The sequence below is a fragment of the Chitinophaga fulva genome, from assembly GCF_012927205.1.
Classification (GTDB): Bacteria; Bacteroidota; Bacteroidia; order Chitinophagales; family Chitinophagaceae; genus Chitinophaga; species Chitinophaga fulva.
The window spans coordinates 1089665-1113682 of the sequence record NZ_JABBGC010000003.1 but is presented as its reverse complement, the minus strand read 5'-3'; the positions used below and the strand labels follow the sequence as shown (position 1 = coordinate 1113682).

Here is a 24018-nt window from a genome sequence, read left to right as displayed (position 1 = left end):
GGCGGTAATGATCACCTGGCCAGCATAATCATTACCTGGTTGTTGTGTTTATCGATCCTGATATCAAGTGATTTGGTAAGAATATTCAGCAGCACGTCCAAATCGTTGGCGGGCGTGGTGCCGGTAAATTGTAAATGCGACAGTTGTGGTGCAGCGAAGGTCACCTCTGCTCCAAATTGTTCTTCAATAAAGGCGGCTATGTCAGCCAGTGTGGCGTCCCGGAAGACTTTCTGATTGTCTTTCCAGGAGGTCAGCTGCAACGTGTCGGCCTGTTGTCTTGACAGTTGGCCATCACCGGAATTATAGTATGCCATTTCCCCTGGCAGCAGCACCAGCGTATGTTCGTTGCTGTTATCGGGCAAGCCTACTTTTACTTTGCCGCTGTTCAGCACCACTTGTATACCTTTTGTCCGGGCGGCCACATTAAAGCGGGTACCCAGTACCTGTATGGTGAGTTTGTTGCCCGCATGCACCATAAATTTTCCGGCAGCATCGGGGGCCACATCAAAGAAAGCCTGACCGTTTATCCACACTTCCCGGGAGCCTGGTTGCCAGCCGGTGCTGTCGTATTGCAGCATGGAATTGGCATTCAGGGTAACGGTCGTACCATCAGGCAGCGTTACTTTTTTCATACTGCCGTAACCGGTGGATACTGATGCCAGTACAGGCTTTTGCCGGTCGGGATGGAACAGCAGCACCACTGCTGCGGCCACGGCCGCTGCGGCAGCGCTAACGGTAATGACCCTGCGCAATAGAGTACGGCGCCGTGCCGGTGGTGCTACCGGAGACGTTACAGCGGAAAGCTGCTGAAATACCCGTGCGGTAGCCGCTGCATCCATAGTGGGAGCCGGTATGTCATCTATCTCCCCGGGCAGCGGTAACAGGTCTTCATTATCTTCCTGCTGAAGAAACGCGATCAGCTCGGCTGTTTCCTGTGGAGTAATAGAACCATTCGCATGCTTAATAAACAACGCTCTTATATATGCCGGGTCCGGGTACATCGGTATGCTTTATTATATGATACAATTGAAAAAAAGGAAAGGACGATCCGATTGGGAAATTTATTTTTTTTTTTTTATTTGGCTATTTGATTTACGGATTTTGAAATTTTTTGATTTAGATATTTGGGAGTCATTTTAATAAAAGGTCCAACAAATTCCAAAATCAAAAAATTTCAAAATCCGTAAATCAAATAAGAAAATAAACAAATACCCAAATAGCCAAATACTCCAACTGCTGGCGCAGGAAACGGCTGGCTTTTACGATCTGGTCTTTGACGGTATTTTTGGAGATGCCCAGGCGGAGGGCTATTTCTTCGTGGGAGAGACCTTCGATACGGCTGAGGCAGAATATGAGTTTACGCTGCGGGGGCAGCATGTCCAGCACCCTGCTTTTCACCCGCTGCAGGTCGGCGGCGTAGACGGCGTCCTCGGTAGTATTGGCGGCAACAGGCTGGTGGTGGAATATAGATTGCCGGAGATCTTCATCCAGCGCGGCTTTCTTCAGAATATTGAAAATACAATGCCTGACGGCCGTATGCAGATAGGCCCGGATAGAAAGGGAAGGGTCGAGCTGTTGCCGGTTGATCCAGACTTTCATGAACACCTCCTGCACAGCCTCTTCGGCCATTTCCGGCGAGCGGCATAACTTACAGGCATACCCGAAAAGTGCGTCCTTGTAGGCATAGAACAACTCCTGAAACGCGGTAGCATCCCCATCTTTTATTTTAGATATACATTCCACTCCTAATTGACTCATGACGATATGAGGTACAAAAATCAGAACTATTTATTACCGGAATATTAAGGATCAATAAAAACTCAAAAAACGTCCACTGTGATTCTGGTGATTTTTCGGTGCTTCCTGGCTTTTGGAGCATTAACCGGGGATCAAGTTAGTATAAAAAAGTATAATCTGCCGGGAAAAATTTATCAGACCTATTTTTATCTTGTGGCCATGGTCTTCTCAACCTGGGAGCTTTGTTTGGCGGCATTTTTTGGCTATTTTCAGTCCAAACAACAGACTTATGAAATCAACTGGAATCAGCCGGAGAATGTTCCTGTCTTCCGGCGCTGTCCTCGCCGGATCGGCGGTATTGGCCGGCAGCCCCCTGAAAGGCTGGGCCTTTACGGAGGAAACCCCTACCGTTGGACAGATCATCGATGCTTTTATTGCACAAATCCCTTCCGGCGCTATCCCCGGCACAGTAGATACCCTGAAAGCTGGTTCCCGCGATACAAAAGTGACCGGCGTGGTCACCACGATGTTCGCCACTATTGAAGTCATCAGAAAAGCGATCGATCTGAAAGCCAATTTTATCATCGCCCATGAGCCTACATTTTATAATCACCTCGATGATGTCAGCTGGCTGCAACAAGATGATGTCTATCAATATAAAAAAGACCTGCTGGAAAAACATGGGATCGTGGTATGGCGCAATCATGATTATGTGCACTCCATACATCCCGACGGGGTCAGCAAAGGGCTGGAAGACACATTAGGCTGGCAGCAGTTTGCGGTAAAAGATCAACCGGTGTATCACCTCTCCGCCCCGCAGTCGCTGAACAGCCTGATAACGTTCTTCAAAAAGAAACTGGGGGTGGCTGCTATGCGGTATGTGGGCGACCTGCAACAGCGCTGCCAGAAAATCCTGGTGCTGCCGGGCGCCTACGGTGGCAAGACACAGATAGAAGCTATCGGGAAGTATAAACCGGATGTGGTGTGCTGCGGTGAAATCTCAGAATGGGAAACGGCTGAATATGTGCGCGATGCCCGCGCCAAAGGAGATAACCTCTCGTTGATCGTATTGGGGCATATCGCCAGCGAGGAGCCAGGTTCTGTGTTTATGATCGACTGGATGAAACAACATTTCCCCAAAGTAAAGGCCACACATGTTCATCCGGGCCACTCCTTATCTTTTGCCTGAAAACAAGTTTGCCTTCAGCTACATCGCAGTGTGGCTGAAGGCAAACTAAGGTTAAATGGCTGGTATCAGAATTTGAACGCAATGCTTCCGCTGAAGTTCCTTGTCTTCTGCGGGTTCACGGTAGAATAACCGATCCAGTATTCTTTGTTGGTGATGTTATTTAATTTGACACCAAAACGGAAACGGTCATTCTCGTAGAAGATACTACCATTGAGGACCGTATATGCAGGCAGGTAAAAATAACCCAGTGCTCTGTCGTTCACCACTTTGTTATCGCTGGCATAATTACCGCCTACTCCAAAGCCCAGTCCTTTCACAGCGCCCTGCTGAATGCGGTAGCTTACCCACAGGTTGGCCACGGTAGGAGAGCCGGCGGTAGCGGGACGCAGTCCTTCCAGGTTTTTTTCTGTCTTTTCGTATTTGGAATTGTTATAGGCATAACCTGCCACCACGTCCAGTCCGCGCGCAGGATGCGCAATCACTTCTACTTCCACGCCTTTACTGTATTGTGTTCCATCCTGGATAGACACATTGGGGACATTGCTGGGACGGATAATATCTTTCACCCGGATATCATAGTAACTAACGGTACCGGTGATCATGTCGTTGAGCAGGGATACTTTCACACCGCCTTCCATCTGGTTGGCCTGTTCCGGTTTGAAAGGTTTGCCGGAAGGGTTGGAGGAGGGTTTGTTGGTGAATCCGTTCTGATAGTTGGCAAAGAGAGACACCTTGTCTTTTATCGGCTGGTATACGATACCGAATTTGGGAGACAGGGCTGTTTGCGTATAGCCGTTCTCGTATTTGCCACTGACGTCGTTGTAATTTCCTTTGTTGTCGAAGTAGTCTATCCGCAGACCGGCCTGTACCAGCAGGTTGTCGGTGATGTTCAGTACATCGGAAACATAGGCGCTGTAAGTGTTGACGATATAATGTGACGGGAAGGTAAACGCCAGTCCTTTAGCATCATATACTTTATCAAGGTTCCTCCGGTTGAAGTCCCGGTAGGTGGGGATGTCGCCTTTTGCGTAGATGGTATCGTACGTGTTGCCGCCGAAGAACTGGTTGGAGTTATGATGGAAGAAGTCCACCCCGCCTACGAAACGGTTCCTCAGGCTGCCGATGTTAAAGTCGCCGTTGAAGTTGTGTTGTATCTCTATCACATTATCATGGCTGTTGTTGGTGAACTGGTCGTTACGGGAGATGTAACCGTTGCCCACCGCGTTGGGATCGTTCTTCACTTCCGCATCAGTGAGCAGGTAGAAATAAGGCGAAGGTCCGTCAGAATAGCTGCTGGTGGAGGTGACGTTTGTTTGCATGCTCCATTGTGAAGACAGGCGATAGGTCATCTGCCCGAATAAATTGGTGTTGCGGGATGTCTGGTACAGGTCATTCATCGCATAGGCGCGCTTATAATCGATGTTCAATTCATCGGCCCGGTTGGTGCCCAGTTTGGCGATAGGTTGTCCGGAGGAGAAGAAGAAGGCGCTCAGACCGGTGTTCTGGCCTGCCATATATTCTGCATCGAAATTAAAGGAGAGGCGGTCATTCACGCGATAGCTGAGGCTGGGCGCGATGGCTACGTTCCTGCTGAAGCCATAATCCTGGAAGGAACCTTCGTAGTTATACGCAGCGTTTACCCGCATCAGTACGTCCCGGTTTTTATCGAGGGGGGTGTTGATATCTGCGCTGAAGCGGTTGAAGCCGAAACTGCCGGCTGCAAAGCCCACTTCGCCGCCAAAATGGTCATACGGCTTTTTAGTGACGCGGTTGATCAACCCGCCATAGCTGGTCAGTGTGCTACCAAACAAGGTGGCTGAAGGCCCTTTGATGACTTCAATCCTTTCCAGGTTGGAGGCGTCAATACGGGAGGTAACGTTGCCGGCTATACCGTTGCGTAACTGGCTCTGTACCACAAAACCACGCATGCTGTAATAGCCGCCGCCATCGCCGCCGCGGCCGGTGGCGTCCCACATCTTGGTGACACCGGTGGCGTTTTGCATGGCGTCGTCTACAGAAAATACCTGTTGTTGCTGCAACAGGTCCTTTGTAATAGTGGTGTACACCTGCGGGTTCTCTATGTTTTTAAGCGGTATTTTAGCAACATCGTAGGTGCTGCTACGGGAGAGCTTATGATGGCTGCCGGTAACGACCACCTCCTGTAAAGCCTTGCTGGAGGCTTCTAAGGTAAAGGAAACAGTAACCGTTTTACCTTGTTCTACCGTCACTTCTTTGGTAACGGTGCTGTAACCGGCCACGGATATCAGCAGGTGATAATTGCCGGGGGCCACATGACGGAACACGAAAGAGCCGTCTGTTTGGGTAGTGGTGGTGATATTGGGTTCTGCCAGCACGATCATTACTTCTGCTGCCGGGCGCGCATCGGAGGTAAGCACCTTCCCGCGTATGCCGCCTGTTTTCTCCGTCTCCGGGTCATGGGCAGATGCGTTGAATACAAATAATAACAGCAATCCTAGTGTGACTATCATAGATACAATGCCATAGCGGCGTTCCATACTTTTCAATTTTCCACAAAATTGGGAAGTACCGGCCGGCGGTTGATGTCGGATCAGGAAAAATAATTTACGCAATCAGGAAATTAATCTTGTGCATCCCGGGTAAAAAGACCGGGAGAGACCCCAAACTTCTTCTTAAACATCTTACTGAAATATTGTATGGACGAATAACCAAGCTCCTCAGCTACATGCTTGATGGGCACATGGGATAACAATTGTTCTTTGGCCTGCAGGAGTTTGTATTCATTTACATAGTTAATAATACTGTCGTTGAATACCTCCCTGAAACCTTTCTTCAGCTTGAATTCATTCAGCCCGGACAGTTGGGCCAGCTCACTCAGGCTGGGCGGGGCAACAGCGTTGGCTATCAGGTAATCCCTGACAAACTGTATCCGGTCCCGGTCGTAGTTCGATTTTAAAGCGCTCTTCTGATTGTTTTTCAGATATTGATCATAGGCTTCTGCCTGTAATACCAGCAGTTCTACGCATTTGGACTGTAGGAAGAGCAGTTTGAGGCCGCCCTGATAAGGACAGTTCAAAATACTGTGGATACATTGCTGGGTGGCTGAATTGGAGGGGATACCCTGCTCGGACAGCTGCATCTGCTCGCCGGCAATGATATGGTCGCAGAAGGTCTGTAATGTTGGTCCGCAGTCCTGTACCAGGTGCAGAAATTTTTCCCTGGTAAAATGTATCTCGAAAAAGCGGTAGGGAACATCGGGATCATACTCTGCACAGCCGGAAAATACAGGGGTATAAAACATATTCTGCCGGTTCGGCGCCAGCACAAGGGGCTTGTTGGCAACATGCTGGGTGATCACGCCTTTCCCGGTCAGCACAAAATGCAGCTCCACAATATCCCGGAAGTCCGGCGCTTCCATCTGCAACCGGCGGTCCCGGATACACATATCCCCAAAGACGATATACGTTTCCGGTAACACGATCTGCCGGAATTCAACATCTCCAAACGGTAAGCTGTACTTTTCAGTCTTTTCCCTTACCAGCGGCTGGTTGGTATCGAACAAACCGGGCATGTCAGCTAGTTCGAGCCATGCGCCTGATGAGCCACGAAAATTCATCCCCATACGACATGTTTATAAAGCGGTGAGCAGATAATAATCCGTATTGTATCAAAACAACTCCCTATTGTATAAAAAAGATGAAAGCAATTTCATCAAACTTTGCCAATGCATTCGCTCCAATCCGGAAAATTTTCCGGGGAGCATCAACAAAACTGAAAATCAGTATACCATGAGCAGAAAGACGATACAGGCCGAACTGACAGTAAAAAAGAAAACAGTGATCACGCCCCATTATATCAGGATAACGCTTACCGGTGAAGAGGTGACACTTTTTGCCAATACTACGCCCGGTACGAATAACAAGATTTTTATTCCCCCTGCGGGGATTGATAAAATCTACTTCCCGGATTTTGATTACGAGAAAAGGCAATGGATACATCAGCCGGAGGAAGTGCGGCCTGTTGTCCGTACCTATACCCACCGTGGTTTTGATGCTGTCAATAAAGAGATGTACATCGATTTTGTAGTGCATGGTGATAACGGCCCGGCTTCTGCATGGGCCATGCGGTGCCAGCCCGGCGATGTGTTGGGCGTAGCCATGCACGACAGGGCTACGGAGCTGGTGCCGCCGGCCGACTGGTATTTCCTGATTGGTGATGCCACCGCTATCCCGGTGCTGAGCAATATCCTGGAAAACCTGCCCGCCGGCGCTAAAGGCCGCGCCATCATTGAAGTACATGACGAAGCAGATGAACAGGTGGTCCATACATCTTCCGGTGTCACCATCGACTGGATACACAACGATAATCCTGAAGCGGGTAGCTTATTGGCTTGTACTGCGCGGAGGGAACAGCTGCCGCAGCCGGGTGTGTCAAAATTCGCCTATGTGGCGGCGGAATTTTCCACCGTGAAAGCGCTGCGGCACTACTTCCGCAAAGAACTTAACTGGACGAAGGAGGAGCTGGATGCCTTCGCTTACTGGCGGGCCGGAATGTCTGAAGAGCACTCCGCCTCCGAACGTCATCAGGAAAATGCTGAACTATGAAACAAACTCCTAAAACAGGCGTAGGTAAAATACCTGTCTACATAAGGAATACATTGAACTTATGACCATCAGGGTCGGCAAACACAAAACCATAATAACCTTCTCCAAACGTTTCCGCTGGGGAGACGATGGTGCCGCCGGCTTGCCGTATTTCTTTTTCCCAGCTGTCTACCTCGTCTCTGCTACTGGCAGAAATGGTGAATATAATTTCATTCCCGGTTTTGGTGTCAATGATCGGTCCCTTCATGGCAGGTTCAAGTACATCCTTCAAAAAGAAATGGATGATAAAGTTGTCGTCGCTGAAGAAGAAGCTGGTCAGTTGTTCTGAAGCGCCATTGTGTTTAAAGCCGAGTTGCTTATAGAAGGTAGTGGTCCGATCTAAATCCTGAACGCTGAAATTGGCCCAGATTTTTTTTGGTTTCATAACTTATGGATTTTAAGATGAATGGTTTTCGTTGAATGAGTTTCAAAGATAACCCATAAGCTTATCCGTGAGGGTGGTTATTTGCGACCTTTTTCGGGTTGTTTCCGACAGGCTGAAAGAATGCTGAGGCCGGTGTGTAAAGTAAACAAAAGGACCACTGTAAAGCGGTCCTTTGTTATATGCTGGTAGTAAATGAGGATGTAGTTTACACTGCTGCCGCCACTGTTTTGCGCAGCTCCCGTGCTGTGGCCACCATGGCTATCAGCGCTTTCCGGGTTTCATCCCAGTGGCGTGTCTTCAGGCCACAGTCAGGGTTTACCCACAGCTGGTCTGCCGGGATAACGGCTTTGGCTTTTTCCATGAGCGCCGTCATTTCATCTACAGAAGGCACACGTGGTGAATGGATGTCATATACGCCGGGCCCGATCTCATTAGGATAACGGAAAGCAGCGAATGCGTCCAGCAGCTCCATCTGTGAACGGGAACACTCGATGGTGATCACGTCAGCGTCCATATCGGCAATATGCTGAATGATATCATTGAACTCTGAGTAACACATATGCGTGTGTACCTGTGTTTCGTCTTTTACACCGCTGGCGGCTATACGAAATGCACGTACGGCCCAATGGAGATAATCTTCCCAGTTTTCTTTTCTTAACGGAAGCCCTTCCCGGATAGCCGGTTCATCGATCTGGATCACTTTGATGCCTGCTTTCTCCAGGTCTGTCACTTCGTCCCTGATGGCTAATGCGATCTGCGTGCAGGTCTCACTGCGGGGCTGATCATTACGAACAAAGCTCCATTGAAGAATCGTTACAGGGCCGGTCAGCATGCCTTTCACCAGTTTGTTGGTCAGTGATTGGGCGTAGCTGGACCAATACACGGTCATCGGTGTTTCGCGATGTACATCACCGTAGATGATCGGTGGTTTCACACAGCGGGAGCCATAGCTCTGTACCCAGCCATTTTCTGTGAAAACGAAGCCTGACAGCTGTTCGCCGAAGTATTCCACCATGTCGTTGCGCTCAAATTCACCGTGTACCAGTACATCAATACCGATTTCCTCCTGCCAGCGGATAGCTTTCTCTGTCTCTGCTTTCAGCAGGGCATCGTATTGTTCCGGGGTGATCTCTTGTTTTTTGAGCGCGGCGCGCCAGGTGCGTACCTCTTTGGTCTGCGGGAAAGAGCCGATAGTAGTAGTGGGGAACAACGGCAGTTTCAGCGCTGCGCGTTGTTGTACCCTGCGTTCTGCAAAAATGTGCTCACGGCGGGCGTCGGCGTCTGTTATTTTAGCGGTACGTTGTTTTACTTTGCCGTTGTGGATCAGGGGAGATGTTTTCCTGCTTTCTATCGCTTTGATGTTTGCTTCCAGCTTGGCTTTTGCGGCCGCCGCCGGTGATTCCGAAGCCAATTGCTGTAATGTGACCACCTCGTCAATTTTCTGTTTGGCGAAGGCCAGCCATTGTTTGATCTCAGGTGTCAGTGTGTTTTCCTGGCTTTCGAGGCTGAGGTCACAAGGGGAGTGCAGCAGGGAGCAGGAAGGTGCAATCCATACTCTGTCAGCGCCCAGCCTGTTGCTGGCCTGCCATATCAGTGAAAGGGAATGACGATGGTCATTGATCCAGATATTCCTCCCGTCTACGAGTCCCAGTGAAAGCTGCAGTGTATCGGACAGCAGCGGGGACGCAAGGATATCTCCCAGCTGGCTCGGGCATCTCACTAAATCCAGGTGCAGGGTATCAACGGGCAGCTGAAGGGCTACCGGAAGATTATCTCCATAACATTCAAAGTAGCTCGCCAGCATAATATGCAGGCCAGGGAAGGTCTGTCTTATTTCTTGATAGGTACCCCTGAATATCTGTCTTTCTTTATCTGTCAGATTAAGGGAGAGACAGGGTTCATCCAGCTGGATGGTCCGGGCGCCTGCATTATACAGTTTACCGATGATCTGCATATATACCGGCAGCAGGCGGTCTATCAGTGAAAGGCGGGAGAAATGTTGTTCTTTTTCCTTGCCCAGCAGCAGATAGGAGACAGGGCCGAGCAGTACCGGTTTGGCGTTGATCTGCTGCTGCCTGGCTTCATTAAATTCATCGATCACTTTTTCGGAGAACAGGGAAAACTGTTGCGCTGCCGTGAATTCCGGAACGATGTAGTGATAGTTGGTATCAAACCATTTGGTCATCTCCATGGCAGTGATATCATAACCATCTTGCTGGTAGCCCCTTGCCATGGCGAACATCAGGTCGGTAACGGACAGCTGCTGTTCGGTGATCAGGCGGGTATAACGTTCCGGAACAGCGCCCAGCATGAGGCTCATGTCCAGTACCTGATCATAAAAAGAGAAGTCGTTGCAGGGGATAAGATCAATACCGGCATCCTGTTGCAGTTGCCAGTTCTTTTGGCGGATATCGCGTCCTGCGGTTAATAATTCAGACAATGTCTGTTTGCCTGCCCAATAAGCTTCGCAGGCTTTTTTGAGTTCACGCCGGCTGCCTATCCTCGGGTAGCCAAGATTGTGTGTACGCATCTGAAACTTTTAAAATGATGGAATCAATTAAAAGTCCTTCGCTGAATTTCACGATGTTTCGCAGAGGGGAATGATAGGGGAGTATAGACGATCCCCCTGCAGGGCACAGGATGCCCATAGGTATACAGAGAAAATCATCCGACATCACTTCAATCCGCGAAAGCATTGTCAAATCCGGTTAGGCAGGTCTCCTGGCTTGTAACATTTTGCCGTCCTTCCCACCTTGCGGCAGTGGACATCGTGTGGCAAAACCTTCTAAGTTACTTACAGTTGCGGGACAGCTTGTGATTTACACACAATTCCCTATTAATTTACATGAAGTAAAACCTCTCCGGCTGATAAGAAATAAAGTAAGAACTGATTATGCGTGCGAAAGTATACAATTCGCCAGACAAAAGGCAAATGGTTTTTGAGAGATCTTTTTTTATTGTTGATTATCAGTGTCTTTAGTGTGTCTTGAGGAGATTTTACCAAAAAAGCAACATCTGCCGGTAACATTTTAAAATGTTGTGATGTTATAGAATGCGATATGATTACCCCATTTTCTAACCCTCAAATGTATTGTTATGCCTTACTCCCCGTTGTTAATTAAGCCTTTCAGAGAAGAGCTGACAGATGTTGGCGTAAAAGAACTGCTCACTCCTGAAGATGTAGACAAAGCTATGGACCAGAATGGCACCACGCTGGTGGTGATCAACAGTGTTTGTGGCTGCGCTGCCGGTATGGCACGCCCTGCCATCAGGAGAATAATGGAAGATACTGGTATTAAGAAGCCGGATCGGGTAGTGTCTGTATTTGCAGGACAGGACCTGGAAGCTACGGCACGTTTCCGCAGTTACATTGCAGATATTCCGCCTTCTTCTCCATCTATCGCCTTGTTTAAAGACAAAGAGCTGATTTATTTTATTCCCAAATTCAGAATTGAAAGCAGAGATGCGAACGCTGTCGCCAGTGATCTGAAGGGAGTCTTTGAGGAATATCTCGCGGTATAAATAAAGGCCGGACCACGACGGTCCGGTCTCTATTTTAAATCAAAAGGCGTGGTGATTTTCATCTGCTTTAAATAGCTGTGGGTACTGCTGTAACTGTAGCTGGCACACTACCTCCCGGGATATCTGCTGCTGTGTCAGCAATCCCTGTGGCAATAAAAATAAGCCCTTCAACACACAAGGTGTTTTACTGACGGTGATGGCAAATAAACAAAAGCCATGAGGAATACCCATCCTTTTAGGATAGTAGCGGTTTTCATATACACTGATGTCGGGGTCCGTTAATACCAGGTCATATTTACTGCAAACCAGTGAACCATTCTCCAAATAAAAATGATGTTTGAAGCCCCGTGCCTCATAGTATCTGGTGAGGTTGCACAGCTCCTGCTCGATGTCTTCGTATGTGTGCGTTGAGTGCATGGCATGTTGTATTATCATAAAATAGTCCCAGTACCTTAACAATACTGGGACATGATCATTAATGTTTTTGCCCGTATACGATCAATGACGCCTTGGCCAACGTGACAAAGTGCAGGTTGAACCCTACCAATGCCGGCGTGGCATCTTTATTCAGTTCCAGTTTTTCGCTGAGGGCATGTACCGTGATCAGGTAGCGGTGCGCAGGCCCGTCATTGGGCGCGGCACCGATGTAACCGGGCATGCCCGCATCGGTATTGCTTTGTATCGCTCCTGCAGGCAGCAGGTCTTTGCCCGGATCACCGGCGCCTGCGGCCAGTTCGTGGATGTTTTGCGGGATGTTGAAAACTACCCAGTGCCAGAAACCGCTGCCGGTAGGCGCATCCAGGTCATAGATGGTCACCGCGAAGCTTTGTGTAGCGGCGGGCGCATGTTCCCAGTATAGTTGCGGCGACTGGTTCTGACCCGTGTAGCCCATACCGTTAGCATAATGTTTATTGGCCAGCTGGCCACCCAGTTCGTTGCTCTTTAAAGTGAAAGATGTTTCTGTTGCCATATTCTTTTCTTTTGTTTGAATGATGGCTCAAAGGTAGCTGCCATGCCAGGCGGCAAAGGATAGGCAACCGTTCAAAAAGTATAGCTAAACGTTCAATTTGATAATTGATACTGTTTGGGAGTGATACCGTAAATCTGCTTGAAGGATTGAATAAAACTGGACAGGTTCTCATAACCCAGTTCATAATAGATTTCACTGGCCTTGCGGTTGTCCTGCCGCAGCATCGTGGCGGCCTTTTCCATTCTTTTCTCCAGCAGCCACCTGTTGGGGCTGTTGCCATACACGCGGGCAAATTTTCGTTTGAAGGAAGACAGGCTCATATTACAGAGGAAGGCCAGTTCTTCTACGGTAATGTTATTATCCATATGCGAGGTGACTGCCTGACGGATCATCAGGTCATCGCCTGCTTCGGTGTGCATATTCCGCATCTGCTGCATCTGTGCCGGGCTGTGGATGGCCAGGTACAGGAACAACTCTTCCAGTTTTACTTTTTGCAGATCAGGGTGGATAGGCTGCCCGCTCCTGAGCATACAATCAAGCGAGTGAATGAAGTTCACCAGGAATTCATCTTTCTCAAACAATACAAACGGCTGAGTGGATGATGGTGTGGAATGACCGGACAATGATGGATGACGGTCAAAAAAATCAGTCAGGAGTTTACCATCGAAGAGGAACAGGATACTGTGATAGGCAGCCTCTTTTGAGGCCAGTTTTTCGCTCATCAGGCAGTTGCCCGCTGCCAACATGATAAACTGATGCGGTTTTACGGTAACCTGTGTGCCGGCAAAATGAACCGTTTTTTCACCCTCCAGCAGGAAGGTGAACATATTTTGTTGCAGGGTTATCTGTGCCCGTACAGCGGGCTGGTGGGTGCGGTGGCGGAGGATGGACAATGCATGTTCATTCATAAAAAACGCATATGATTACGGTACCGTCGATGATATAAAGTTAGTGTATTCCTGCATTTGATCCGGAAGTGAAAGGCCGGCTTTTTTGATGTTAACCGTTTTTTTACTATTTTTCGCCCCTAAAAGGGTTTGTTATATCCAATTCCCCAATGTTTTAATTATTAATGATAGTCATGAGGAAAACCACCAATCGATTCAGTACATGCGTCGCTGTTATACTGGCGTTGCAGGCATGTAAAAGTCACCAGCCATCCCAGTTTGTAGTGGACTTTGTAAAACAATTAGACGGTAAAAGTCTGGCTGAAGCAAAAGCACAACTTGAAGATGAAAATGAAAAAGTAGGCTCTTTCATCAAATTCATGGGAAATTTCAAAAACGAAGACAAGCCGCAACATTTTAAGCCGGAAGAGGAAAAGGAAGGCACGCCTTTCTCTATCACAGATCCCGCGCAGATGGAAGAGGGGTATCAGCTTGCTCTTGCCGATGTAGGCTTCAAGCAAAAATATGCCAAAGGCTACAGCATGCTGGAACCGGATGGGCTCTCCATGAGAGGACGTTCGCTGGAAAATCCTGTTTTTATTACAAAGGAAATATACTTCCATGATGGAAGCAAACAAGCGGAGAAGCTCGACCTGAGTGAGGCTCACCGGGTAAACTCCCTGAAAACGATCGATAGTGTCCTGGTAGAGGCGCAATACAGCTATCCGGTAAAAACCGCTGTTATAGCGCTGGACAAGCAGCATGACAAAGCAGACTTTAAAGGCACTACCGTGAAGTTGGTACAGGTAAAAGACAATTTCGTCCGTATCGCCATGGAAAAAGATGCCTACAAAGATTACATGGAAGTGGAAGCATTTAATAAAGATGGTAAACAGCTGGACCGGACCAGCTATCTCAGAGCACCGGAAGGTGGTGAGAACATTGGCGGGATGTTGAAAGACTATAAGAAAGTAGTGGAAGGGATTTTGAAAAACCTGGAGAAAGGCGCCTATAAAGACATCGCAGCCCTACAGAAAGACATCCTGGACAAGATGCCGTCTGAAACACCATTTGACGATGTAGATAAAGGTTATGTGGATGCTTATTTCAAAGGGAATGTCGCGAAGATCAGGGTGCATATCAAAGACGGAACAAAAGAGGGAAAGAAAACCATGATGTTGCGCAATCTGGAGCCTAACTATACCGGTATGATGATGACAGAGGAACCTGGCAGTGAGAAATTCGGATTTATATCCGCTACCACTGGTAAAATGGAGATTCCTTATAACTACAAAGGACTGCATCAGATTACGCCCTGGTTCTTTGCTACCGGAGTGGGCGCTACGTATCAGTGTTACCGGTTGGATACAGCAGCCAAACAGCTGGTGCCTCTCAAAGAACATATTGAAGCTCTGACAGCAGACCTGGTAACGGCCGCTGCTAACAAAGAGGCGGAAAGCAAGTTCGGTGTGATGACCTCCACTGGCCAAATGTTGCTGCCCATGGAGTTTGTATATATTACTGTTGATCCTGCCACTAAACTGATATTCGCTAATAAATCAGAGGAAGACGGCCCATTGGCTGGCGTTACCACTATCTACGACCATACCGGCAAGGCGGTAGCTGGTCCCTATGTGTTCTCCGGCGGTTTCGAGGATGGCCTGTTGCTGGTAACTGATAAGCCCGGGAATAGCTATTTTATCAATCCGCAAGGTGTTAAAGTGATTAACCTGAAAGGGTACTACAATGTGGAAGGTTTCACGGATGGCCGTGCGTTGCTGAAAAATGCAGACGGCAAATATGGCTTCCTGAATACACAGGGCAAAGTGGCTATTCCTTTTGAATACCAGGAGGCCACGAAGTTTAACCTGGGTCTCTCCATGGTGGTCCGCATGAACAATGATCTGGAAGAGACGGCACTGATCAACACTTCCGGCGCTGTGGTAGTACCATTCGCACCTTCTTCCCACAACGATACGGATGGCGAAGGCGCATCCAGGATATATACCATGCAAAACAAAAAATTCGATGCATGGGGTAAACAGAAGAAATAATAATGTTTTACCAATAACAGAAAAACGGGTTACAGCTGCTGTAACCCGTTTTTTTATGTCATACTAACAATAATGTAAATGTTTCTGAAAATTGTATAACAATATCCCGGCCGCTTATGACAATTTTGTATAAACTGTCTTATGCTCAGCAACTACAAGGTTTTTATAAAAGGGATGGTTTGTGATAGATGCATCCTGACCATCAAGGATGTGTTCCGGGACCTGGACATTCCGGTGGTGAACATCAACCTTGGAGAAGTAACGACTGTGTCTGCCCTGTCTGCTCCTGACATCGTCATCCTCAGCAAAAGGCTTTCCACACTGGGATTTACACTCCTGGAAGACAGAAAAACCAAATTGGTGCGGGACATAAAAATGCTGGTGGAACAGGTGTATTCCGGGAGTTATGACTTCCCGGAGAATTTCCGTTTCTCCGATGTGGTGGTCCATTCGCTTAACAGGGACTATGACACGGCAGCCGGTATTTTTTCTGAATCGGAAGATGTGACACTGGAGAAATACATTATGGAGTACCGGATAGAGAAGACCAAAGAGCTGCTGGTATATACCGATGAAACCCTGGCTGGTATAGCCTTTAAGCTGGGATTTAGCAGTGCCGCCCATCTGTCGCGACAGTTTAAAGCCACCACAGGCCTGAATACATCCTATTTTAAAGAAATCCGTAAAACCAAAATCTCTCTTTCGCAGGATGAAGAGCCCTAAAATAAAGCTTCTATGGAGAAAGTCAGTGTAAAAAACATGGTCTGCAACCGCTGCGTGATTGTTGTTACACAACAGGTTAAAAAACTGAACCTCGGACTTCAGAAAGTCACGCTGGGAGAGTTGATCTTTGAGCACAACATCACAGCTAAACAAAAAGAGCAGGTAAGAAATACCCTGATGTCGTTTGGATTTGAGGTAATTGATGACGAGAAAACACGGATAACAGAAAGAATAAAACACATTATTATAGACCTTGTACATCACCAGGAGAAAGAGCTTAACAATAATTTGTCGGATATTCTCAGCACCGACCTGAACTGTGTGTACAATTACCTGTCAGGCGTTTTCTCTGAGATCACCGGTAGTACCATTCAAAAATATTACATCGCCCAGAAGATAGAGCGGGTCAAGGAATTGCTGGACTACGATGAACTTACTTTAAGCGAGATCGCTGATTGTCTCAATTATTCCAGCGTGGCCTATTTAAGCAATCAATTCAAAAAGGTGGCCGGACTGGCCCCGAGTGTATATAAACAGCAGCGGCAGGGAAAACGAACATCGCTCGATAAATTATAATCGTAACATTAACCCCTGGTTTTAAATAATGAATAACCCATAACTTCCGGGTTTTAGCTTGAGGGAAATTGAATAACATCGTAGCCCAGGGCTTCAGCCCTGGGTATATAATGTTACAAACCTTTACGCCTATAGTATAATAGACAGGGCTATGGTCACTTCTACATTTGTGATTAATAAAAACAATAAGCATTTCACATTAATCACCATGTTATGTTGCGAATTTCCATTTGTCCGATCCTGTTGTCACTGGCTGTTTCAGCGAGCTTCCTTGCAGCCTGCAGCAACGGTAAGTCTGCCCCGAAAAAGGCGGCCTTAGCAGCAGTGCCATCGCCGGCGCTTCCCGTTGATATTGTGCTGGCCAGGGTGGAAACCCTCAGCCAGCTTGAAAGTATATCAGGCACTACACTGCCTTTCCGGGAGGTGACTATCAGGAGCGAAGTACCACAGCGTGTTCTTCATGTTGGCTTCCAGGACGGAGCCCACGTTACCGAAGGACAACTTTTATACAAACTGAATGATGCCGAGCTACAGGCACGACTGAAGCAGCTTTCCGCAGAACTCGAACTGGCAGGGCTAAACGAAAAGAGACTGGCCGATCTGCTTAAAACCGAAGCGGTAAAACAGCAGGAATATGATGAAGTAGCTACTAAGCTCAATATGCTGAAAGCGCAAAAAGAGCTGCTCCAGGCTGAACTGGCGAAAACCGCCATCCATGCGCCTTTTTCAGGCAACATAGGCATCACTAAAGTAGTGGCAGGCGCTTATGTAACCCCTAATGTAGAATTGGTAAGCCTTCAGGACCAGGGGAAGATCAAGGTCAACTTTGCGGTGCCGGAAAAATACCTGCCGCTGATTCGTACAGGCGGCACCGTGCATTTTACAACGGGCCTTTCCAATGAACAATATACCGCCGTTATCAGCGCAACAGAACCCGGTGTAGACGCCGGCAACAGAAGCATGCTGGTGCAAGCCGTAGCAGCCAATCCCGGCGGTAAACTGAAAGGCGGCCTGTCTGCCAGGATTTTCTTCTCTACGGCCGGTGCCGACGCCAAAGGAATCACCATCCCCACGGAAGCGTTGATCCCGGGTGGTAACGGCTATGCTGTCTTCGTTAAGAAAAACGGTGCGGCCAGGATGTCGCCGGTGGCCATCGGCAGCAGGACGGAAACGCATGCTGTCATCACTTCCGGGCTACAGGACGGCGACAGCGTTATTGTCTCCAATATTCTCAGGCTGGGCGATGGCGCACCGGTACAGGCAGTGGCATCAAAATAGGACTTCAAATTATTTACGATCATGAACTTACCAACACTAAGCATAAAAAAGCCGGTCCTGGGAGGTGTATTCTCCGTCCTGATCATCATCATGGGACTGGTAGGATGGAAGAACCTGGGCATCCGTGAGTTCCCGCTGACGGAAGCACCAGTTATTTCTGTCGTCACTTTCTATCCCGGCGCCAGTCCAGATGTAATCGCTTCCAAGATCACGCGGCCGATAGAGGAATCGCTGGCGGAAGCAGGTGGGGTGCGCACTATCTCCTCTGAATCCAGAGAGCAGGCCAGCGTTATTTCCGTGGAATTTAACCGCGATGTGGACCTGGAAGATGCCCTGAACGATGTGCGAGATAAGGTGGCGAAATCCCGCAACCAGCTGCCGGCCGACGTAGATCCGCCTATCGTGGAGAAAGCCAGTTCAGCGGATAATCTCGTGGCTTTCCTCGAAGTGGAAAGTGATACCAAAGACATCAAAGAGGTCAGTCACCTCGCGGCTACCGTTATCAAAGACCGTATGCAGTCTATCCCGGGCATCAACCGGGTGGCGGTGGTAGGCGAGCATAAATACGCGATGCGCCTGCGTTTCGATCCCGTAAAACTGGCAGCCTACCGGCTCACGCCGGAAGATATCCGGATGGCGCTGCTCCGTGAGAACATGGACCTCCCTTCCGGAAAGATTGAAGGCAGCACAACGGAACTGAGCGTCCGCACAATGGGACGGCTCACCACCGCGGCGGAGTTCAATGAAATGATCATCAAGCAGTCGGGCGCTTCAGTGGTCCGCCTGAAAGACATTGGCTTTGCAGAACTGGGAGAGCTCAATGAACGTACTGCCATTATCAATGAAACGGACAACGCCAACCGCGTAGGCATAGGTATTGCCATTCAGATACAACGTGGCGCCAACGCCATCGAAGTGGTGGATGAATTCTACCGGCGCCTTGAACAACTCCGTAACGAGATCCCCAAAGACTACCGGCTGATCGTTGGTTTCGATTTTACAAAACCGGTGAGAGAGTCTATCAAGGAAGTAGAGGAAACACTTTTCATTGCGTTCGGACTGGTAGTGCTGATCATCTTCCTCTTCCTGAGAGACTGGCGCTCTACCATCATCCCGGTGCTGGCCATTCCGGTATCGATCCTCTCAGCGTTCTTCATCATGTACATAGCCGGTTTTTCCATCAACGTACTGACGCTGCTGGGACTGGTGCTCGCTATCGGACTGGTGGTAGACGATGCTATCGTAGTACTGGAAAACATCTACAAAAAAGTAGAAGAAGGAATGACGCCTGTACAGGCGGCTTTTAAAGGTTCCAAAGAAATATACTTCGCTGTTATTTCCACTACCATTACACTGGCGGCTGTATTCCTGCCTATTGTGTTCATGGGTGGTATCAGCGGACAATTGTTCAAAGAGTTTGCCATCGTGGTGTCCGGATCGGTGCTGGTATCGGCGTTTGTGGCACTAACGTTGTCGCCTATGCTGAGTGCTTACCTGTTAAAGAAACAAGAAAGGCCCAACTGGTTCCAACGAAAAACAGAACCCTTTTTTGTGCGCCTCAATAACGGTTATGCACATTTGTTGAAACGTTTCATGAAGGTGCGCTGGATGGCCTGGGTGTTTCTCCTGGGCGGTGGTGTAGTGATCTGGTCTGTCGGGAAGAAACTGCCTTCCGAGCTGGCACCTGTGGAAGACCGCTCTAATATGAGCCTGATTGCGATAGCACCGGAAGGCGTATCCTTCGACTATATGAAAAAACACATGACCGAAGTAGGCCGGTATGTCAATGATTCCACGGAAGGGCTGTACCAGACCTACTCCATGGTGGCGGTTTCGTTTATCCCTGCACCGGCGCCTACCAGTTTTGCGGTGCAGAGTATCTACCTGAAAGAACCCAAAGAACGTAAGGTAACAGCTCAGCAGCTGTATAATCAGTATGCGGCCGCATCCGGTAACTTCAGAGGCATGCTGCTGTTTCCTTATTTGCCGCCTACCATCGGCACACGCTACGGTGGCGGTATGCCGTTGCAGTTTGTATTGCAGGGGCCTACGCTGGACACTGTTTCCGCAGCATTGAACAAATTCCTGCAGGCGGCACGACAGAGCAGCAAACTGATGTTCGTGGATGCTGACCTGAAAATCAATAAACCGGAGCTGCAAATCAGCATCGACCGGCAGAAGGCAGCCCTGATGGGCGTATCCATACAGGAGGTGGCGAGGGCGCTTCAACTTTCGTTGTCGGGTCAACGTTATGGTTACTTCCTGCGCAACGATCGCCAGTATGAAGTCATCGGTCAGCTGGAGCGGGAAAACAGAAGTAAGATCAGTGATCTCAAAACGATCTATGTTCGGTCCGCAGGCGGTGAAATGATTTCGCTGGACAACCTCGTGTCTATCAAAGAGAGCATCAGTCCCGCTTCTATCTATCGTTATGACCAGTATACCTCCGCTACTGTATCAGCCGGATTAGCGCCGGGGATAAGCCTTGCAGAAGGTATTGATGAGATGAAACGTATTCAGCAGGAAGTGCTGGGCGCTAATTTCAAAACTTCGCTGGCAGGACAATCGAGGGATTATGAAGAGAGTCAGGGCAACATTGCCTTTACGCTGATACTGGCGCTGCTGCTTATTTACATGATCCTCGCCGCGCAGTTTGAAAGCCTGCGCGATCCGCTGATCATTATGCTGACCGTGCCTGTGGCGGTAATGGGCGCGTTGTTGAGCCTCGACTGGTTCAGTCAGAGCCTGAACGTGTTCAGCCAGATTGGTATTATCACCCTGGTGGGACTGATCACCAAAAACGGGATTCTTATCGTGGAATTCGCCAACCACCTGAAAGATACGGGACTTTCAAAATTCGATGCCGCCATTCAGGCCGCAGAGCAGCGTTTCCGGCCCATATTGATGACCTCTCTGGCGATGATATTCGGCGCCCTGCCGATCGCGATGACGAACAACAGCCGTCAGTCGCTCGGGATCGTCATTGCCGGTGGACTGATCTTCGCCGGCATCCTCACACTGTTCATCATTCCGGCTGTGTATTCCTACCTGTCCGGCAGCAAAAGCCGCAAGATAGCAGAAGAAGAGCCGGACGTGGTTTTATCCGCAGCAGAAACGGAATATGCCGGTTGATCTAAAAAAACAAAGCAATGAAACGAAGTAATCTCATGATACCGCTGTTGCTCGTAGCCCTCCATGGCAGCGCGCAGACAGCCAAAAAGATAAGCCTTGCCGAAGCATTGTCGACGGCCGCAACCGGCAACCGGCAGTTACAGATACAGGTGCTGGAAGAAGCACACCGCAAAGAAGTCACCTGGGAAACAAAGAGCCGGCTTTTACCCAATGTAGCCGCAAGTGGCGGTTACCAGCGGTATTTCGACCGGCAGGTCATCTTTCTGCCCGGTTCTTTTGCCGGTACAACGAAGCCGGTACAAGATGTAGCTGTGGGTGGCAAAAATGCTTTCAATGGCGTTGTTGCCGCCAGTCAACCGCTGCTCAACGAAAGTGCGCGGCGTCAGGCAAAGGCTACGATATATGACGAAAGGATCCAGCGGGAGAAGACGGCTGATCTGAGAGGCAGCCTGGGCACGGAGATATCCATCGCCTATTTTGATATGTTGCTGATGCAGTCGCAGATAGCCCTTCACCAGCAAAGCCTTGTCCGCAACGAAAAAGCGCTGAAAGACACCCGTTCCCTGTTCGCGCAGGGCCGCAGCCTGAAGCAGGACACACTCCGGGCTTTTATAGCGGTGGAGAACCTGCGGTCATCGATCTCCTATCTTCATAATAACCTGGAAGTAGCAGGTATACAACTGAAAAGGCTGATCGGTATGGATGATGCCATCCCTATTGAACTGTCTGACACTCTGGCCCCGGAACTACCTGTTGAAGGTGCTTATGAGCTGAACAGCGCTATGGCGACTGCCGTACAACGACGAAATGATATGGCCGTACAAAAGCTATCGACGGAAAGGAGCGGGCTGGAAATTGCTGAGGCCAAAGCGGAAAGGCTGCCACAGATAACCGCTGTAGGGCAGTACCAGCTGCAGGCGCAGGCCGACAACTACAAGTTTGGCCAGTATATATGGCCGCCCACCTCTTTCGTGGGTGTACAGATAGCCATGCCTATATTCAGTGGTAGCCGGATTAAAGCAAAAGTCAGTCAGGCTGAAATCCGGAAGAAACAGGAAAGCATCGGGCAGGAAGACCTGGAACAGTCGGTCAGATCAGAACTGGCCGCGCTGCTGTCGCAATGGAAGGAAGCCAATGAGCAGCTGCGCATACAGCAAAGGACCGTTGAACTGGCAGAGATCAGTTACGCTATGATGGATGACCGCTACCGGAACGGCCTTAGTACCAGATTGGAATTGACAGATGCTGAACTGGCGCTCACACAGGCAAAACTGAATCACCTCCAGGCGATTTATCTCCATAAGGTGGTCCACGTCCGGCTCCGCCGCGCACAGGGACTGCTGCAACTTTAATAACGCACTCAAAAAAATTAAACATATGATTTCAGAAACAGTCGTTGTACCGATACAGGCCGCGCCTTACCGCAAGCGATGGGCCGCCCTTTTTGTGCTCTGCATGGCGGAGTTCATGGTGATCATGGATACCTCCATCATAGGCGTGGCGCTGCCTGCCATTAAAAGCGATCTTGGTTATTCACAGTCGGGCTTGCAATGGATCTTCAACGCCTACGTCATTTTCTTCGGTGGCTTTCTGCTGCTTGGTGGAAGACTGTCCGACTTGTTCGGCGCCCGCAAAATATTTATGTGGGGTTTTGTTATTCTCTCCGCAGCGTCATTGCTGGCGGGTGTAGCCTGGTCCGAAGCATCGTTGAATGTTGGCAGGGCGTTGCAGGGATTGGGTTCTGCATTGATAGCCCCGTCAGCACTTACTTTGGTGCTAACGAAATTCACCGATCCGAAAGAGCTGAACAAAGCGCTCGGTTTCTGGGGAGCCTCCGCAGCGGCTGGCGGTTCTGCCGGCGTATTCCTCGGCGGGGCGATCACACAGTGGCTTTCCTGGCATTGGGTATTCCTTATTAATATCCCTATTGGTCTGGTGGTGCTCGCGCTGAGTCCTTCGCTGCTGTTGAAAGGAAAACATCGTAAAGGAAGTATCGACCTGGGAGGCGCCATGCTGGCCACCGCGGCGTTTGTACTGATGGTATATGTCATCGTGGCGGCGGAAAGTGCAGGCTGGCAATCTATTCAAACATGGGGCTTGTTGTTGTTATCGGTGGTGTTGTTAATAGCTTTTGTCGCATTGCAGAAAAGCAGGAAAGAGCCTTTGATGCCGTTATCGATTTTTAAAGCGTTCAATCTCTCTGCGGGCAACCTGGTCATGGCGCTGATGGCGGCAGCCTGGATTCCATTATGGTTTTTCCTGAACCTGTACCTGCAACAGGTCCTTCATTTTCCGGCGTTCAACAGTGGCCTGGCATTATTGCCGATGACCATTACCATTATGTTGTTTATGGTTATCATTACCGGTAAACTGATGGGCAGGTTTGGTATCAAACCTAATCTCGTTGCCGGTTTATTGGCGCTGACGCTTTCCCTGTTGCTTTTCAGTATCGCGCCTGTCAATGGTAGCTTTATGATACATGTGTTGCCGGCTTCCTTGTTAGGCGCTATCGGTATGTCGCTGGCTTATATTCCCGGGACAGTGGCGTCCATTTCAGGAGCGCGGCCGGAAGAATCCGGACTGGCTTCGGGTTTAGTCAATACCAGTTATCAGATAGGTTCTGCATTAGGCCTTGCCGTTATTGTGGCGATATCTTCCGCTAAAACAAGTGTTTTGAAAAGTGATGGACTGGCTGATGTGGAGGCTTTGAACGGTGGTTTTCAGACAGCGTTTCTGGCGGCGGCAGTAGTGAGTTTGGCAGGAGCTGTGATAGCGGCTGTGGCGATTAAAAAGGCGCCGCAAGGGTAGATGTAGGCGGGATATTGTGCTCATAATGATTTTGTAAACTCAATGTTTTATAAGGCATTTGATTATTATGTTTATTGAGAATATTGGGTTGGTCGTGTAGGTACTTTTGGCTAATTTTATTGTGGTTTTTGAATT

Annotated in this window: 19 protein-coding genes and 1 riboswitch; of the genes, 10 read left to right on the top strand and 9 right to left on the bottom strand. The window is 49.0% G+C overall.

Going from position 1 to position 24018, the window contains the following annotated elements:
* Positions 1–11: 11 nt before the first annotated feature.
* Both HHL17_RS27875 and HHL17_RS27870 read right to left on the bottom strand, forming a co-directional pair.
* Complete coding sequence (locus HHL17_RS27875) at positions 12–971, bottom strand: FecR family protein (protein ID WP_169228104.1); 960 nt, start codon at positions 969–971, stop codon at positions 12–14.
* 217 nt (positions 972–1188) lie between these two features.
* The gene (locus HHL17_RS27870) at positions 1189–1758 is read right to left on the bottom strand and encodes an RNA polymerase sigma-70 factor (protein WP_169228103.1); all 570 of its coding nucleotides are present in this window, start codon (positions 1756–1758) and stop codon (positions 1189–1191) included.
* Between the two features lie 268 nt (positions 1759–2026).
* Here HHL17_RS27870 and HHL17_RS27865 point away from each other — a divergent pair, with 268 nt between their 5' ends.
* The gene (locus HHL17_RS27865; RefSeq protein ID WP_169228102.1) at positions 2027–2926 is read left to right on the top strand and encodes a Nif3-like dinuclear metal center hexameric protein; all 900 of its coding nucleotides are present in this window, start codon (positions 2027–2029) and stop codon (positions 2924–2926) included.
* Between the two features lie 65 nt (positions 2927–2991).
* Here HHL17_RS27865 and HHL17_RS27860 read toward each other — a convergent pair whose 3' ends face one another.
* Together HHL17_RS27860 and HHL17_RS27855 are read right to left on the bottom strand one after the other, a co-directional pair.
* Positions 2992–5442 carry a TonB-dependent receptor gene (locus HHL17_RS27860; protein WP_240975979.1) on the bottom strand — a complete coding sequence of 817 codons (2451 nt, stop codon included), beginning with the start codon at positions 5440–5442 and terminating at the stop codon, positions 2992–2994.
* A gap of 83 nt (positions 5443–5525) precedes the next feature.
* Positions 5526–6527 (bottom strand): helix-turn-helix transcriptional regulator, encoded by a 1002-nt coding sequence (locus HHL17_RS27855; protein ID WP_169228101.1) that lies wholly within the window; start codon positions 6525–6527, stop codon positions 5526–5528.
* Positions 6528–6693: 166 nt separating this feature from the next.
* Between HHL17_RS27855 and HHL17_RS27850 the strand changes: the two genes are divergently transcribed.
* Positions 6694–7509, top strand: a complete 816-nt coding sequence (locus HHL17_RS27850) for a siderophore-interacting protein (RefSeq protein ID WP_169228100.1) — start codon at positions 6694–6696, stop codon at positions 7507–7509.
* A gap of 37 nt (positions 7510–7546) precedes the next feature.
* On the opposite strand, the gene HHL17_RS27845 is transcribed toward HHL17_RS27850, so the two are convergent.
* Entirely contained in the window at positions 7547–7933 is a 387-nt protein-coding gene (locus tag HHL17_RS27845) for a VOC family protein (protein ID WP_169228099.1), read from the bottom strand.
* 205 nt (positions 7934–8138) lie between these two features.
* The gene (metE, locus tag HHL17_RS27840; protein ID WP_169228098.1) at positions 8139–10463 is read right to left on the bottom strand and encodes a 5-methyltetrahydropteroyltriglutamate--homocysteine S-methyltransferase; all 2325 of its coding nucleotides are present in this window, start codon (positions 10461–10463) and stop codon (positions 8139–8141) included.
* Between the two features lie 164 nt (positions 10464–10627).
* Positions 10628–10809: riboswitch (cobalamin riboswitch) on the bottom strand.
* A 220-nt stretch (positions 10810–11029) separates the two neighbouring features.
* Here metE and HHL17_RS27835 point away from each other — a divergent pair.
* Positions 11030–11455 carry a BrxA/BrxB family bacilliredoxin gene (locus tag HHL17_RS27835; protein ID WP_169228097.1) on the top strand — a complete coding sequence of 142 codons (426 nt, stop codon included), beginning with the start codon at positions 11030–11032 and terminating at the stop codon, positions 11453–11455.
* Positions 11456–11494: 39 nt separating this feature from the next.
* On the opposite strand, the gene HHL17_RS27830 is transcribed toward HHL17_RS27835, so the two are convergent.
* The 3 genes from HHL17_RS27830 to HHL17_RS27820 all read right to left on the bottom strand — a co-directional run bounded on the left by HHL17_RS27830 (position 11495) and on the right by HHL17_RS27820 (position 13333).
* The gene (locus HHL17_RS27830; RefSeq protein ID WP_169228096.1) at positions 11495–11872 is read right to left on the bottom strand and encodes a hypothetical protein; all 378 of its coding nucleotides are present in this window, start codon (positions 11870–11872) and stop codon (positions 11495–11497) included.
* 58 nt (positions 11873–11930) lie between these two features.
* Positions 11931–12425, bottom strand: coding sequence for a YbhB/YbcL family Raf kinase inhibitor-like protein (locus HHL17_RS27825; protein WP_169228095.1), 495 nt, complete (start codon positions 12423–12425; stop codon positions 11931–11933).
* Between the two features lie 92 nt (positions 12426–12517).
* The gene (locus tag HHL17_RS27820) at positions 12518–13333 is read right to left on the bottom strand and encodes a helix-turn-helix transcriptional regulator (RefSeq protein ID WP_169228094.1); all 816 of its coding nucleotides are present in this window, start codon (positions 13331–13333) and stop codon (positions 12518–12520) included.
* Positions 13334–13506: 173 nt separating this feature from the next.
* Here HHL17_RS27820 and HHL17_RS27815 point away from each other — a divergent pair, with 173 nt between their 5' ends.
* The 7 genes from HHL17_RS27815 to HHL17_RS27785 all read left to right on the top strand — a co-directional run bounded on the left by HHL17_RS27815 (position 13507) and on the right by HHL17_RS27785 (position 23883).
* Positions 13507–15366 carry a WG repeat-containing protein gene (locus HHL17_RS27815; protein ID WP_169228093.1) on the top strand — a complete coding sequence of 620 codons (1860 nt, stop codon included), beginning with the start codon at positions 13507–13509 and terminating at the stop codon, positions 15364–15366.
* 141 nt (positions 15367–15507) lie between these two features.
* Entirely contained in the window at positions 15508–16089 is a 582-nt protein-coding gene (locus tag HHL17_RS27810) for an AraC family transcriptional regulator (protein WP_169228092.1), read from the top strand.
* Between the two features lie 12 nt (positions 16090–16101).
* Positions 16102–16665, top strand: a complete 564-nt coding sequence (locus HHL17_RS27805) for a helix-turn-helix domain-containing protein (protein ID WP_169228091.1) — start codon at positions 16102–16104, stop codon at positions 16663–16665.
* A 213-nt stretch (positions 16666–16878) separates the two neighbouring features.
* A complete protein-coding gene (locus HHL17_RS27800; RefSeq protein ID WP_169228090.1) occupies positions 16879–17943 on the top strand; it encodes an efflux RND transporter periplasmic adaptor subunit in 1065 nt (354 codons plus the stop codon).
* A 21-nt stretch (positions 17944–17964) separates the two neighbouring features.
* On the top strand, positions 17965–21075 hold the full coding sequence (locus tag HHL17_RS27795; RefSeq protein WP_169228089.1) for an efflux RND transporter permease subunit: 3111 nt from the start codon (positions 17965–17967) through the stop codon (positions 21073–21075).
* Between the two features lie 17 nt (positions 21076–21092).
* On the top strand, positions 21093–22427 hold the full coding sequence (locus tag HHL17_RS27790; RefSeq protein WP_169228088.1) for a TolC family protein: 1335 nt from the start codon (positions 21093–21095) through the stop codon (positions 22425–22427).
* Between the two features lie 25 nt (positions 22428–22452).
* A complete protein-coding gene (locus tag HHL17_RS27785; RefSeq protein ID WP_169228087.1) occupies positions 22453–23883 on the top strand; it encodes an MFS transporter in 1431 nt (476 codons plus the stop codon).
* Positions 23884–24018 lie beyond the last annotated feature (135 nt).

Bases quoted from the DNA above. Each gene is read 5' to 3' on its own strand.
- HHL17_RS27855 (WP_169228101.1), bottom strand. From the start codon at position 6,527: ATGGGGATGAATTTTCGTGGCTCATCAGGCGCATGGCTCGAACTAGCT.
- HHL17_RS27830 (WP_169228096.1), bottom strand. From the start codon at position 11,872: ATGCACTCAACGCACACATACGAAGACATCGAGCAGGAGCTGTGCAAC.
- HHL17_RS27860 (WP_240975979.1), bottom strand. From the start codon at position 5,442: ATGGAACGCCGCTATGGCATTGTATCTATGATAGTCACACTAGGATTG.
- HHL17_RS27820 (WP_169228094.1), bottom strand. From the start codon at position 13,333: ATGAATGAACATGCATTGTCCATCCTCCGCCACCGCACCCACCAGCCC.
- HHL17_RS27835 (WP_169228097.1), top strand. From the start codon at position 11,030: ATGCCTTACTCCCCGTTGTTAATTAAGCCTTTCAGAGAAGAGCTGACA.
- HHL17_RS27795 (WP_169228089.1), top strand. From the start codon at position 17,965: ATGAACTTACCAACACTAAGCATAAAAAAGCCGGTCCTGGGAGGTGTA.
- metE (WP_169228098.1), bottom strand. From the start codon at position 10,463: ATGCGTACACACAATCTTGGCTACCCGAGGATAGGCAGCCGGCGTGAA.
- HHL17_RS27800 (WP_169228090.1), top strand. From the start codon at position 16,879: ATGTTGCGAATTTCCATTTGTCCGATCCTGTTGTCACTGGCTGTTTCA.
- HHL17_RS27785 (WP_169228087.1), top strand. From the start codon at position 22,453: ATGATTTCAGAAACAGTCGTTGTACCGATACAGGCCGCGCCTTACCGC.
- HHL17_RS27815 (WP_169228093.1), top strand. From the start codon at position 13,507: ATGAGGAAAACCACCAATCGATTCAGTACATGCGTCGCTGTTATACTG.
- HHL17_RS27870 (WP_169228103.1), bottom strand. From the start codon at position 1,758: ATGAGTCAATTAGGAGTGGAATGTATATCTAAAATAAAAGATGGGGAT.
- HHL17_RS27810 (WP_169228092.1), top strand. From the start codon at position 15,508: ATGCTCAGCAACTACAAGGTTTTTATAAAAGGGATGGTTTGTGATAGA.
- HHL17_RS27825 (WP_169228095.1), bottom strand. From the start codon at position 12,425: ATGGCAACAGAAACATCTTTCACTTTAAAGAGCAACGAACTGGGTGGC.
- HHL17_RS27805 (WP_169228091.1), top strand. From the start codon at position 16,102: ATGGAGAAAGTCAGTGTAAAAAACATGGTCTGCAACCGCTGCGTGATT.
- HHL17_RS27850 (WP_169228100.1), top strand. From the start codon at position 6,694: ATGAGCAGAAAGACGATACAGGCCGAACTGACAGTAAAAAAGAAAACA.
- HHL17_RS27865 (WP_169228102.1), top strand. From the start codon at position 2,027: ATGAAATCAACTGGAATCAGCCGGAGAATGTTCCTGTCTTCCGGCGCT.
- HHL17_RS27845 (WP_169228099.1), bottom strand. From the start codon at position 7,933: ATGAAACCAAAAAAAATCTGGGCCAATTTCAGCGTTCAGGATTTAGAT.
- HHL17_RS27790 (WP_169228088.1), top strand. From the start codon at position 21,093: ATGAAACGAAGTAATCTCATGATACCGCTGTTGCTCGTAGCCCTCCAT.